The sequence below is a fragment of the Aquimarina sp. I32.4 genome (genome assembly GCF_002924285.1).
Taxonomy (GTDB): Bacteria; Bacteroidota; Bacteroidia; order Flavobacteriales; family Flavobacteriaceae; genus Aquimarina.
Map to the genome: position 1 here is coordinate 38,502 of NZ_PGUB01000007.1, position 14,373 is coordinate 52,874.

A 14,373-nucleotide genomic window follows, 5' to 3' on the forward strand; every position below is an offset into this window, starting at 1 on the left:
AATTACTACTATATGCTTGGCTTAAAACTCCCCACAGACCCAAGATGGGTAAATATTGTAGAAAAGAATATCGAAGAAATACTTACAGATCATGCATATTGTGAGCAAAAAGCTACTTCTACTGCGATATCACTTATGGTAAGTTTTCCTGAATATACAGAATTGGTACAAGAAATGGTTAAATTGGTAAAAGAAGAGATTACCCATTTTAAAATGGTACATGATAAAATTATTGATCGAGGTTGGGTGCTTGGCAGGGATAGAAAAGATGAGTATGTTATCCAGTTAATTACTTTTTTTCCAAAAGGAGGAAGTAGAACAACACAGTTAGTTCATCGCTTATTATACGCTGCACTGATTGAAGCTAGAAGTTGTGAGCGCTTTAAACTACTTTCTGAAGAGTTAGAAGATCAAGAACTTTCTGATTTTTATAGAAGTCTAATGGTCAGTGAAGCTAATCATTATACAATGTTTTTAAACTTTGCAAGGCAATATGGTGATCGCAAAGAAGTAGATAAAAAATGGCAAGAACTTTTAACCTATGAAGCCAAAATAATGGAATCATTAGGAACCAAAGAAACCATTCATGGGTAGCTAACTACAATACTACTCTAATATAAAATAATAGCCAAATTCAACTCATTCGTTGTGAGTTAAATTTGGCTGTTTTTGGTTTATTCAATTAATCATTGTTCTTTATATTTTACACATTTCAATCGAGAATTGGCATTATTTAATTATTATTTGATCAGAAATACTTTGATCTCCGTCAGATACTTTTATAAAATAAATACCTGATACAAGACCTTCTAAGGGTATCTTTTCACAAGAAATTTTCCCTGATTTAACTGTAACCCCTTGTAAATTAGTTAAAACATAAAAAGCTTCACGAGTATCGGTTGATTTAATTATAATATGTGTAGTTGCAGGATTAGGATATACTAATATCGAAAAATCTTTTTTATTGCGTATAGACTCATCCTTCGATAATCTTTTGTCTCTTGACACCCCCCCAATATGAACAGTATAATCCTCTACTTCTCCGTAACCAAAGGTTTCACAAGAAGTAGAAATCCCATCCCATTTCATTGCAACTCTCATTCGCGTAGCACCTAATTTTGCCGTTGTTGGCACACTAAAATCATATGATAAATTATTAGGGTTTGATGTAGCTTTATTTATTATTTTTTCAGAAGTTTCAAACACTCCATTTTGATTATAATCAATCCACACAGCCCAATTCTCTGTGTAAGATGTATTTGCAAACCCAATACTCAATACAATTGTATTAGGTCCATATGAGATATTTGCTACTTGTGAAGTAAAATCACCGTAACCTCCATTATCAAGTGTAGCATTAGAGATCCCTCCTATTCCCACATAGTCAATATATTCATATTGTGCCGTATTTCCTTTTGAGGTACAATATGAGATTACAGTATCTAATGTAGTAACCGCTATAGTAGTACTAGATAAAGAAACATTATCCTTTGCATCATATGCATATACTTGAAAAGAATATGTAGTTCCAGCTGATAGACCTGTTATTTCATATACAACATCAGTAGTAGAAGTTAGTAATGTCCCGTCTTGAAATATACGATATCCTACTACTCCAACATTATCTGTAGCAGCTTCCCAAGAAAGCTGTACACTGGTTGTTTTTCTATTAGAAGCTATTAAATTTACAGGAGCACTAGGAGCTTGCGTATCACTTCCTGAATTATCTCCTCCATTGAATGTATGCTTTCCCAAATCGTTAAAACTATTTTTTGGATGAACACTCCATTCTGATGAGGTGTATGTCGTAGCAGGTGATGAAATTGTCTTTTTTCTTCTTAATGTTACATCTTTACCAAAATTAGAAGACCCTCCATTAAAGTTTCCTATAACATCTATAAGGACTTCATTCTTAAATAATCCTATTGGATCATTTCCATTAAATTTTAGTGTGGATGATCCTGACAAGAGATCTGCTTTATTTTTGACCGTATTTGAAGCAGAATTATTAACAATAACATATACAGTATTTCTTTCTAGAACACCTGATAAACTTAATGTTCCTGTCCACCCGCCAGATCCATTAGTTTGTTTTTTTACTGTATACCCAGAAAGATTAATGGATGCTCCTGTAAAATTAGCTATTTCTAATGTCTTATTATTGGAGGATCCTTCTACATATTCAGAAAAAAATAATGCTGTTGCGTTACCTCCACCTGTTGAACCACTTTGAGTAGTTACCGTTATAATACTACTTGCCGCAGAAATATTAGATGCTTGATCTTTCGCTTTAATAAAAAATGAATAATTTGTATCAGGAGTTAACCTTAAAACAGTATAATTAGTAGTAGTTACAGTGCTAAAGAATGTACCATTTCTGTATACATCATACCCTACGACTCCTACATTATCTGTAGAGGCATTCCATGATAGCTTTACAGAATCATCTGTGATATTAGTAGCAATCACCCCTACAGGAATACTTGGTGCTTGAGTATCGGTACCCCCTGTATCACCAAACCTATCTTCTGCTTGAGGACCTCCCCAGATTTGTGTTGCAAATGCAGGATTATCAATAAAAGGATTCCTATTTCCTTGCAAGTTTTCTAAAATAGGATTACGTTGCAGTTCTAATGAAGATACTGGATCTTCTGCATTCCACTCAAGAAATAGTTGCAACATATTACTATCGCTATTTACAGTTGTTCCTATTCCAACATTTTTAGGTAAACAACGGTTATTATAACGTATATACATATACATCATCATACGAGCAACATCTCCTTTCCATTCATCACCAGGATACCAATGCCCTTGAGAAGTACTACCAGAATTACCAGTTCCATCAGCAAACTTTCTACTACCTCTTGATGAATTACGCTGTACATCAGCAGGCCTTAAATGGTGGGCATCTGCTCCAGGACCCGATGTTCCTAAATTTGGACTTCCTAAAGATTTTGGATATACATGCTCTCTATTCCAATCAGTAGCCCCTCCCCCATTATTATGTATTCCTCTTGTTCTATCTGTAGTTGAGTTTCCATCTATATCACTATACCCATATACCAAAACAACTTTAGAGGAATTTGTAGGATCAATATCAGTTTGTTTTAACGCTTCCCATACTCCAGGGGTATAAGAAAGAAATACAGTGTGCGTGTTTGTTACTTTATTTGCTAATTCGTTTTTGAGAGCTACCCCAGATGCATTGAGATCAACATCATTATAATATGATGGGATTTGACTATATCCTATAAGAGGAACAATCAGTAATAAGAGCCATAGTTTCTTCATTGTGTGATAAATTAATTGATTAATCATGTTTGACGTTGCTTCGAAGCTACTGTTATTTTAAAGAATTTCCTCTAGTAAAAAGTTATCAAACCACTATCAAATTGGTTTCTTTATTAAAAATCTATAAACCTAGAAAGAGGTCGTCTAAAAAGTAATGTTTAGGCGATTTTTTTTATTCTTTTTGGTTTAATGGTTGTGTGAGATTATTAAATGTATGCAAAAAAAAGAAAAAGTATACTTAGCTAGCTAAACTATACTTTTTAAGGTTATGTGCCATGGCAATTAGCCCTATTTCTACATTTACTTTATCAATACCTCTTAACATAAATCGTTTAAAATTCATATTTTGTTTTATATTTCCAAAGACAGCCTTTACATCCCAGCAGCGTTGTTTTCTTTTAGCGATGCCTTTTTGGCTGGTCAGTAATGTTCTGGCTTTAGACTTTAATCGTATTAGGTTGTAATTACGTTCTATAATGCGATTAGACTTAGATTTATGACACAGACTTCTAAGAGGACAGCCCTTACAGTTTTGAGCTTGGTATCTGTGAAGTTCTTGCTCAAACCCGTTTTTAGTTTTCTTTTTATAACTGCCAATGTTTGTCATTTCCTGACCCATAGGACAGTAGTAAATGTCCATTTCTTTATTGTAGTGTAACTGGTCTGGATGGAAAGGATTGATTTTTCCTTTCTTTAAATCCTGCTGTTCTTTATGGAAGTAGTTGTATTTTACGTAGGCAGTAATTTCTTTATCTTCTAAATCGGTATAGTTTTCTTCACTACCATAGCCTGCATCTGCGGTTAATGTTTCTGGGATTTGATGATAGCTTTCAATATGGTTAGTTAAGTGGTCTTTTAATGTGGTAGTATCTGCTGTGGTAGTATCTGCTGTGGTTTGAGCCAGTGTGTAGTTGGTTAGGTATTGATTATTGGTAGAGGCCTGAAGATTATAAGCAGGTTTTAGTTGTCCGTTTTGCATATGGTCATCCTTCATGCGCATAAAGGTCGCATCCAGATCTGTTTTGCTATAACTGTTTCGCTCTTTTAAAATAGCTTCTTGCTTTTCGTATTTAGTCATATTTTGTGGCCAGTTCTTTTTGGCATAATTGAGCTTCTGTTTTACTTTTTTATCGATCTCTTTTCCTTGTAAGGCTTCATTAATGCTATTTATAGTAGCTTCTATTTTATCGGATGATATGACTTCAAAATCTGGTTGATTGGGTGTTTTTTGTTCCTCTTTATACACCTTTTCTACATAAAACCAAAGTTCTTTTAATTGTTTTTTGATACGGTCTTTACTTGTTTTTATCGATTTTCCCAAAACAAAAGTATAGCGATTGGCATTGACTTCTATCTTGGTTCCATCTACAAAAATGTCTTTCAGTGATAAAACACCTTCTTCTGCTAATAGAACAACCACTTTATGAAAGATTTTCTTTAAATGCTTTTGCAAACGTTTACTTCTAAAATCGTTGATGGTATTATGGTCGGGTTTACTTTGTCTACTAAGCCACATAACATGAATGTTCTCATAAAGAGCCTGCTCTATTTTTCTTGAAGAATATAAATTACGTAAATAGGAATAAATAATAATCTTGAGAAGCATCCTTGAATGATAACTTGAGGTGCCGCCTCCTTTATAACCTTTCTCTAGGGAGCTAATATCAACATGGTCAATAATCCTGTTTACTATTCGAACTGGATGATTAATAGGAACTAAATCATCATAACTGGGAGGCAAAAGACTCAATTGATCTTGATCATAACTCTTAAAGATAACGTTTCGACTCATATCTAAAGATAAAAATCAAAAACCATTTGAACAAATAAAAAAGACTGCCTTTTCAGACAGCCTCTTTTTTAGACCACATTATATTTCTTTTTTGAATTTACTGTAACAGTTTAAAAGATTGTTTGGCTATTTCTAATTCTTCATCTGTAGGGATTACCAATATTTTTACTTTTGAAGTTGGGATACTGATATCTCTGATTTCTTTAGATCTTACTTTATTTTTTTCTGTATCTAATTCAATACCTAAAAACTGTTGATCCATACAAACCAAGTTTCGTATTACATCAGAATTTTCTCCAATACCTGCGGTAAAAACAATCGCATCCAATCCATTCATTATAGAAGCATAAGAACCTATATATTTTTTAATACGATATGCATTCATTTCTAATGCTAATTGGCAATCGGTATTTCCTTTTTCTGCTTCAGATTCTATATCTCTCAAATCACTATATCCAGTCAACCCAAGCATCCCACTTTCTTTTTGTAAAAGAGTGTTTACTTCATCCAAGGAATACCCCAAAGTATTTACCAAATAAAAAATTATTGCGGGATCAATATCACCAGATCTAGTTCCCATAATCAAACCATTCATAGGGGCAAATCCTAAAGTATGGTCAACGCTTTTACCATTTTGAACTGCGGTCATACTACAACCATTCCCTAAGTGAATCGTAATAATTTTAGATTGCTCTTTATCTAAAAAATCAATTGCTTTTTCTGAAACGTATTTATGACTTGTTCCATGAAAACCATATACTCTAATATCGTGTTTATCTAAAAACTTATTAGGGATTGCATACTTATAGGCTTCTACAGGCATTGTTTGATGGAATGCCGTATCAAACACTCCTATTTGCTTGGCACTGGTAAAAATATCTTCGGCAACCAAAATACCTTCTAAATTTGCAGGATTATGCAACGGAGCTAATGGTGAGAGTTCTTTTATTTTTTGCTTTATTTCTTCTGTTATCTCTACAGTTTTAGCAAAAGTACTTCCCCCATGTACAACTCTATGCCCAACTGCTTCTATTTCTGATGCTGAATGAATCACACCTATCTTATCATCCATCAAATAACTTGCAATCAATTGTAACCCTTCTTTATGCGAATCAACTGTTACTGTATTTTCTATTTTTTCTGAAGTTGATTTATAGGTTATTTTTGCATTTTCTAATCCAATACGTTCTAATAACCCAGAACAAATTACTTTTGCCTCTGGCATAGTAAATAATTGAAACTTAATTGATGAACTTCCTGAATTTAATACAAGTATTTGCATATGTCTTTTTGATATGTCTATGCTCTAAAAAACTAGACTTTTTATTATTTATATGGTACTTTTCTTACAGTCCTTTTGCTTGAATGGCTGTGATAATTACTGTGTTATAAACATCATCTGCTGTACACCCTCTACTCAAATCATTTACTGGTTTATTTAATCCCTGTAACATCGGTCCTATTGCCAGTGCTCCTGTTTCACGTTGCACAGCTTTATAAGTGTTATTCCCCGTATTCAAATCCGGAAAAATCAAAACACTTGCCTGACCAGCAACTTCTGAATCTGGCAATTTACTTTTTCCTACCTTCATATCTACTGCAGCATCATATTGTATTGGTCCTTCTATTTTCAAATCAGGGCATTTTTCTTTTACAATTGCTGTTGCTGCTCTTACAATCTCTACATCTTCTCCTTTTCCTGAAGTTCCTGACGAGTATGATAACATAGCTACTTTAGGTTCAATACCAAATGCAGCAGCTGATTCTGAAGAAGATATTGCAATCTCTGCTAATTGTTCTGCATTAGGGTTTGGATTAATCGCACAGTCTCCAAATACAGAAACTCTATCATCTAAACACATAAAAAACACAGAGGATACTACATTTGCTCCTGGTTTTGTTTTTATAAATTGTAATGCTGGTCTAATTGTATGTTGAGTTGTATGTACTGCTCCTGAAACCATACCATCTGCATGCCCTTTATAGATCATCATGGTTCCAAAATAAGAAACATCTGCCATCATATCTTTTGCCATATCCAGATTTACATTTTTATGTTTTCTCAATTCATAAAATGTCTGTACATACTCATCAAAATACGGAGACTCTGTAGGGGAAACTACTTGTATTTTGGTAAAATCTATAGGGATATCAAGAGTAGTAGCTTTATTTTTTATTTTCTTTTCATCCCCGATAAGCGTTATATCAACAACTCCTGATGCTAGTAACCGTGAAGTTGCTCTCAATATTCTTTCATCAGAACCTTCTGGTAAAACAATATGTTTTTTATGTTGTAATGCGCGTCGTAATAAATTGTATTGAAACATACGTGGTGTTAACCCTTCTGATTCAAAAGTGATCAATCGATCAGCCAAACGATCTTCATTTACATAAGTACCAAATATGCTGATCGAAGTGTTTATTTTTTGTAGATTATCTAAATAAATTTTTGGTTTTATTGCTCCTATTTTATTAGATACAGAGAATGTACCACTAGGAACTGATACAATAGGAAAAGATAGTGATACTCCTTCTATCAATTTGAGTATAGATTTTTCTGGTATAATCCCACCAGTAAGTATAATTCCTGAAATTTTCGGGTAATTATCAGAAATATTGGCCTGTAAGACTCCCAAAATAATATCTGCTCTATCCCCCGGAGTAATTACCAAGCTAGTATCTTTAAGATGTGTAAGGTAATTACGCAATTGCATAGCACCAACTCCAAAACTACCTGCTTGGTTATTAAGATATTCTTTACCAAACAACACTTTTCCATCTAATTCATTTACAATCTCTCTAATAGTTGGGTTTATTAAAGAGTTTACTTTTGGAATAATTATTCGTTCTACATCTTTATCAAAATCCTTATCAAAATAGCCTCCTAATTGCTCTTCACTACCTTGATCAACTTTATTGGCTACAATAGCCAAAACTTCAACGTCTTTACTAGAAAAAGTATCAAAAGCTAGCTTTAGGTTTGCTGCAATTTCTTTATTTTTTTTATCTATTCCACTAGCTACAATCACCGCAGGAATACCCAAATTTTTGGCTATTATAACATTGATATCAAACTCAATAATGCTACCTTCATCAGAGAAATCTGTACCTTCTACTAATATAAAATCGAATTTTTCTTCAAGGTTTTTATATTTTCTGATAATTTCATCCATGATTTCACCAGATTTTCCTTGATTGTACTTTTGTAGTACTTCACTTCTTGTATAGGCGTACGCATTTTTGAAATTAATATCTAATTCAAAATGTGATATAACAGTATTAATATGATTATCTACTTCTCCTTCTCTAGGGTCATCAATAATAGGTCTAAAATATCCTACTTTAGCAACTTTACCAAGAAGCATACGCATCATACCCAATACAACAATAGATTTACCACTATTGGGTTCTATAGTGGCTATATAAACGGCTTTACTCATATAATAAAATTTGGTAATGCAAAGATACGGTAATGTGATAATTTAGCGTATAAACACTAATAACAAAGGTGTTTTATACGATAGTATTAGAATATTAACAATTTGAATTTGATTTTAATAAAAAAAGGTTCAGAACACTTCCAAACCTTTTGTTTTATCGCATAAAAAATAACAACTTAATTTATACCTTTTCCACTTTTAAAGCCTTTGTAGGATAAATGCGATAACACATCCTATAATTAATTTGATTAATACAATCATTATCATACTATAATTTAAAAGATAAACCAGCTTGAAACACCGAATTTTTAAGTGATGTATTATTTTCTTTAGTTATATCAACCAACCCAAGGTTATACCTAATTGCTACTTCTAAATCATCAGTTAATGAATATCCTATACCCAAAACTGCTCCATAATCAATTTTCTTAAAATTACTTTTAACAAAACCTGCTCCTTTACCCCCCAATAAATATCCTACTTGAGGTCCTGCTTCTAAGCTTAATTTATCAATCGGGTAAAACTTTATTATTGCGGGTAGCATATTGATATAATTTAATTTAATTTTTCCAGAGGTGTTTTTTGATTTAGCTCCTTGTGCAGAATACAGTATTTCAGATCGAATTGCTAATTGTTTGGATAGTCTATATTGAGAAAAGACTCCTCCCATTGCCCCAATTTTAAACTTAGAAGGTGTATTTCTAAACTCGGTTAGATTAAGCCCTGCTTTAACCCCAAATTCTACTCCTTTTTGTTGTTCCTGTGCACTCATAACCATTCCCCCTAATAACACTGTACATAACATTAATTTAATTGTTATCTTCATTTTGATTTATTTGTTTTTAATTGAATACATTATTGTTCTGAAAACGATTTTCAGATTAGAAATTAATCCCTAATTCGAGTTCAATTCCAAAGTTTTTAGTATACACTCTAGAGGTTTGTATTTGCTGAAAAACACCTGCTCCAATGACAATACCATACTCTTTCCAGGGAATAATTTTTATTCCCTGCCTAGCTCCAATCCCGATAAGAAAATTATGTTGTTTGCTTCCTTTTGTTTTTTTGGTGATTTCTATACCCAAAGGCACTTCTAAGCTTATATTGGCATATATTCCTGGTATTATTTTTAAATATCCATCAAAACCGCCTCCAATACTAAAAGCATCTACAGATGTATATTTTTTGTTGAGTAATGAACTTCGTTTTATACTATATCTATCATAAGATATTACAAAGGGCATGATAAAATCTTTATCACTATCCGCAAATCCTATGTAGCTTATTTTCCATCCCTCTTTATGCTTGCTATATACTTTCTTATATGTCAACATATTAAACCACTCCCCTAACTTTTTTTTATACTTTATCTCTGATTTCTCATAAAAACCATCTTCTACATTGGTTTCTATTCCTTCTGATATAGATTTTGGCTTATTTTGTTTTTTATAGTTATTAATAAAGCTTAAGGTACAATACTCTAATGCAGCCCTGATTCTTTGTTCATAGGTGTCGAATATTTTTGATTTATCAGATATATAAAAAGTTGCATCTTCATAATGTTCTACATCAAAAAGCTTTTGCAGTGTATCATTTTCTTTTTCATAAAAAGTCAGGTTAGCATGTACTCTTGTTGTTATATAACTGATACTACTTTGTGATTGCTGAATTTCTAAATCTTTGATTTTTATAACTATTGGTTTTGCCTCTTTGGGTTGCAAAAAAGAAGTTTTCATAAAATTCAGAATAGCGGTTGGTGCATCTGGGTGCAATTTAAAAATGACTTTTTCTCCGTCTCTATTCGTTCCTAATCCTAAATTTTTCTCTTTTCTAATATCAATAACCTGCGCTATAGAAATAGATACATTATCTGTATGAAAAGGAATGGTTTTTAAGGCTATGTTTTCCTGAGACAATACTACAGAAGACAAGAAAAATATTGATATATGCCAGAGATACTTCATCATAAATTTGATTTTATAAATTAGAACTATAATGAACTTCTACCTCTCTAATCTCATCAATATCAAAATACAGTACCAAATCTTTAGGTGTTAAGGTGGCGATATGTGCTTTTACAGTTTCTCTTTTGTCATTAGTCATCATAATATAAGCTCCATTGGTATTTAGCATCCAGACGCCACTTTCCTTTTTTCCTTCTGACATAGAGATAAAGGTCATATCCTTTTTAAAAAAGATATAATCATTTTTTTCTTTTTTAGATGGTGGATATTTCTTAGCTCCAATTTTATAAGTATCCAAATCCCATTTTTTCAGAAGCACATTCTTATCAAGGATCTGTGCGCTCATATTATAAAATGAAAAAGTGAATAGTATTGTCGTTAGGATTGTAATGCTTACTTTGTTGTTCATATCTTACTCTTAAAATTTTAGCCAAAACTAGTAAGCATGAATTGTATGTTGTTTGTCCTGTTAAGACAAAAAAATGTGACCTGTATATGATCTTGAAGTTCTTGTTTCACTCTGGAAATAATATATTAATTGTCCTAAAAAGACAACTCAAAAATTGCTATTTCGTAGTACCTTTCCTTTAAAATAATAAAGCATGGGAAACCCAACACAACTAGAACGTTATAAAAAGTTAATTCTCTATATAGAAGAAAGATTTAAAAATGAAATCAGTAAAAAAGACATAGAAGACATATCGTTTTATTCATATCGAAATATCAATCGAATATTTCTTGCATTACACCATGAAACTATAGGACAATATGTAAAAAGGATAAAACTGGAAAAAGCAGCAGAATACTTAAAATTTTCAGATGAGAACATCTCAGATATCGCTCATGAAATTGGGTATAGCGATGTTGCTGCTTTTAGTAAAGCCTTTAAAAAACAGTTTAAAAGTGCTCCTTCTTCTTTTAGAAATTCAAGCAAAATCAAACAATACATTACTCAAAAAGCAATCTTTCCATTAGAAAATACTCAAGAACAACCCCTTGTGTATGAAATCGAAGAAATCCCTGATTTTGATATTTTATATTTAACTTATCAAGGGTCTTATGAAAATATTAAAGAAATAGAAAAAACTTGGAAACAATTGATTTCATATGCATCAAAACATGACTTATTAAAGGATGAAACAATTATTTTGGGAGAAATACTGGATGATGATGCAATCACCGATACTTTGCATTGTAGGTATAATGCTGGAATTGTTCTAGAAAAAGAAATAGATTTTTCTCTAAAAGGATTATTTAAAACCAAACATATACCCCAGCAAAAATATGCTAAATTTATACACAAAGGTAGTCATGAGAGTTCTACAGACACCTATAATTTAATTTATGGATACTGGATAACCGAAGTACAGTTAGAATTTGAAGACAAACCAACTTTAGAGTTTTATCTTAATGATGAATCTACTACTCCTAAAAAAGAACTCCTTACCGAGATTTATATTCCTGTAAAATAACAATTGTCTGTATTGAACAATAAGTTTTTGAATCTGCTCATTTAAATTTGTTTGGAAAAAAAGTTCTATGCAAAAAAGAATTATTGGACTTGATGTGGCAAGAGCATTGGCTATCTTCGGAATGATTATCGTTAATTTTAAAATGGTATTTGGAAATCATGGTAACCTTCTCTTGGATACATTTTTAGGATTATTAGACGGAAAAGCTGCTGCAACTTTTGTGGTTCTGGCAGGTGTAGGAATTTCATTACTAACAAAAAGAGCTATATATCAAAATGATGAAGAAGCACTAAACAGAAACAAAAATAGACTTCTTAAAAGAGCCCTATTTCTTTTCTTAATTGGTATATCCTATTCAATAATTTGGCAAGCAGATATTTTACACTTTTATGCGATATACATACTACTGGCAATATTTTTAATAAAAAGTAATCCAAAAACACTAGTGTCAATCGCAATAGGAATGATTCTATTATACCCTATACTCATGATATTATGGAATTATGATAGTGGATGGGACTATATTAAAATGGAGTATACAAATCTATGGACAGTAAAAGGTTTTTTAAAAAATCTTTTTTTTAATGGTTTCCACCCTGTCATTCCGTGGAGTGCATTTATGATTATAGGAATGTGGTTTGGTAAAATGGAATTAAACAATACCACAATAGTTATTAAAACTTTATGGATTAGTCTTACTGTATTTATAGCAGTGCAAATACTATCATATTTTTCTATCATATTCATCTCTATGGGAGACCAAGAAATCATTACAGAATTAACCCCAATTCTTGGAACAAACCCTATGCCTCCTTTACCTCTATACATGGTTTCTGGAAGCAGTATAGCGATATTTCTTATTTCTTTTTGTATTCTCATCTCAAAAAAATATGAGAACACTACTTTTATACGTATTCTAAAAAACACAGGGCAACTTGCTTTAACTTTTTATATCGCACATGTTATAATAGGAATAGGATGTATCGAAATTGTCAACCCTACAAAAATGGGAACATATACCATAAATTTTTCGTTTTTATACGCCATATTCTTTATTGTAACATGTCTTATTTTTTCAATGGTTAATAAAAAACATGCAAAATATGGCCCCATTGAGTGGATAATGCGAAAATTAACTGATTAAAGGTCTATGGTAAAGGCATAAAGACCGTCTAAAGTTTGATTAGACGGTCTTTATTGTTTGTTATAGATTATAATCCTAATTTATATCTTTCCCTTTTTTGAGTTTTTCTAACTGTTCTGTAAGCCGATTTTTAAAATTGTTTGGAACTTTAGTTAATGCAACATTAAGAGTTTTTATAGCGTTTTTATAATCTCCTGTAGCCGAATATGCTCTAGCCAAACCATAGTTTGATGGCCACACTCCTTTATTATTCTTCACGTTATCTTTCAAAATTGATAAAGCTTTCTCTTTTTGTCCAAGTTTGATAAGACTTGTTCCTAGTTGATATACATCTAAAGCATTTCCTAATTTTGCAGCTTTATCTACAAAATTCATTGCATCTTCTGTTTTTCCTTGCTTAGCCAAAATTTGTGATTTAAGTGATAGGTTAGCAAACGTTTCTTTACTAAAAAAATTACCTGCTATAGATGTATTCACCCATTCTAGTGCTTGATCAACTTTTCCTGCATTAAAAGCATAATTTGCAGCATTATCCCAATTTATTTGGGTAAAACCAGCATTACCTTGAAGGTCTTTTTTTATCTCATCTATTACTATACCTCCTACTTCTACTTCAATTTTGAAAGAGATTTCTTTTTTCTCCCATCTCAAGGATGCTATTGTACTATTTGCCTGTACTTCTGGAAACAAAAATGTTAACAACTCTGTATGCGTAGCTTCTTTTGTCGTTACATCTACACGTAAGGCATCTTCTTTTTCATCATAGAAATAACTCCCCCAGGCAGTAGCATTATTAGACAGTATAATAGTTGCCTTACCATCTTCTTTTAATGCTATATGCAAACCATATGTTCCTGCTTTTATATTTTTTCCTTCGATCTTTACATCATGCGTAAAGTTTATCGTAGTATTACTATTTGCTCCTGCTCTCCATGGTGCTGCTTTTGATGTGCCAAAGCCTAAGTCATTATATCCATAAGGAACTAGCTTGCCCCAAATCTCTCGTTCTTTTACACTAGGTCTCCCATAATCTATTGTAATATTGGTTATCCCAACACGTTGCATTACCTGTGCTCGTTGGCTCCCCTCTGGAGTTTTGAGCTGTGCTTGTGTTTGCAATACTATCAACATTGTTAGTATTAAAAAATAAATTGTAGTTTGGTTGAATTGTTTCATGACTCCCTTTTTTTGAATTAATAAATCTCATTTTATAAGAAATCAATAACTTAAAAAACACACACTACATCTATTCTCGAAAAATAATTTT

General features: G+C 32.1%; 11 protein-coding genes. 3 read left to right on the forward strand and 8 right to left on the reverse strand.

The window, feature by feature from the left end; translation table 11 throughout:
• The first annotated feature begins 12 nt into the window (after positions 1 to 12).
• The gene (locus CVD18_RS02640) at positions 13 to 594 is read left to right on the forward strand and encodes a tRNA-(ms[2]io[6]A)-hydroxylase (RefSeq protein WP_103863894.1); all 582 of its coding nucleotides are present in this window, start codon (positions 13 to 15) and stop codon (positions 592 to 594) included.
• Positions 595 to 729: 135 nt separating this feature from the next.
• On the opposite strand, the gene CVD18_RS02645 is transcribed toward CVD18_RS02640, so the two are convergent.
• The 7 genes from CVD18_RS02645 to CVD18_RS02675 form a co-directional block, all read right to left on the reverse strand.
• Positions 730 to 3,294, reverse strand: coding sequence for an endonuclease (locus CVD18_RS02645; RefSeq protein ID WP_158250378.1), 2,565 nt, complete (start codon positions 3,292 to 3,294; stop codon positions 730 to 732).
• Positions 3,295 to 3,532: 238 nt separating this feature from the next.
• Positions 3,533 to 5,086: an IS1182 family transposase gene (locus CVD18_RS02650; protein WP_103863896.1), complete on the reverse strand. Its 1,554-nt coding sequence runs from the start codon at positions 5,084 to 5,086 to the stop codon at positions 3,533 to 3,535.
• 97 nt (positions 5,087 to 5,183) lie between these two features.
• A complete protein-coding gene (locus CVD18_RS02655) occupies positions 5,184 to 6,368 on the reverse strand; it encodes an acetate/propionate family kinase (RefSeq protein ID WP_103863897.1) in 1,185 nt (394 codons plus the stop codon).
• A 64-nt stretch (positions 6,369 to 6,432) separates the two neighbouring features.
• A complete protein-coding gene (gene pta, locus CVD18_RS02660) occupies positions 6,433 to 8,526 on the reverse strand; it encodes a phosphate acetyltransferase (protein ID WP_103863898.1) in 2,094 nt (697 codons plus the stop codon).
• A gap of 268 nt (positions 8,527 to 8,794) precedes the next feature.
• Positions 8,795 to 9,352, reverse strand: coding sequence for a porin family protein (locus CVD18_RS02665; RefSeq protein WP_103863899.1), 558 nt, complete (start codon positions 9,350 to 9,352; stop codon positions 8,795 to 8,797).
• 55 nt (positions 9,353 to 9,407) lie between these two features.
• The gene (locus CVD18_RS02670) at positions 9,408 to 10,493 is read right to left on the reverse strand and encodes a hypothetical protein (protein ID WP_146052688.1); all 1,086 of its coding nucleotides are present in this window, start codon (positions 10,491 to 10,493) and stop codon (positions 9,408 to 9,410) included.
• 10 nt (positions 10,494 to 10,503) lie between these two features.
• Entirely contained in the window at positions 10,504 to 10,899 is a 396-nt protein-coding gene (locus CVD18_RS02675; RefSeq protein WP_146052689.1) for a lipocalin family protein, read from the reverse strand.
• A 193-nt stretch (positions 10,900 to 11,092) separates the two neighbouring features.
• Between CVD18_RS02675 and CVD18_RS02680 the strand changes: the two genes are divergently transcribed.
• Together CVD18_RS02680 and CVD18_RS02685 are read left to right on the forward strand one after the other, a co-directional pair.
• Positions 11,093 to 11,962 (forward strand): GyrI-like domain-containing protein, encoded by an 870-nt coding sequence (locus tag CVD18_RS02680; RefSeq protein WP_103863902.1) that lies wholly within the window; start codon positions 11,093 to 11,095, stop codon positions 11,960 to 11,962.
• A 67-nt stretch (positions 11,963 to 12,029) separates the two neighbouring features.
• Positions 12,030 to 13,106, forward strand: coding sequence for a DUF418 domain-containing protein (locus CVD18_RS02685; protein ID WP_103863903.1), 1,077 nt, complete (start codon positions 12,030 to 12,032; stop codon positions 13,104 to 13,106).
• A gap of 75 nt (positions 13,107 to 13,181) precedes the next feature.
• Here CVD18_RS02685 and CVD18_RS02690 read toward each other — a convergent pair whose 3' ends face one another.
• The gene (locus CVD18_RS02690; RefSeq protein ID WP_103863904.1) at positions 13,182 to 14,282 is read right to left on the reverse strand and encodes a DUF2911 domain-containing protein; all 1,101 of its coding nucleotides are present in this window, start codon (positions 14,280 to 14,282) and stop codon (positions 13,182 to 13,184) included.
• Positions 14,283 to 14,373 lie beyond the last annotated feature (91 nt).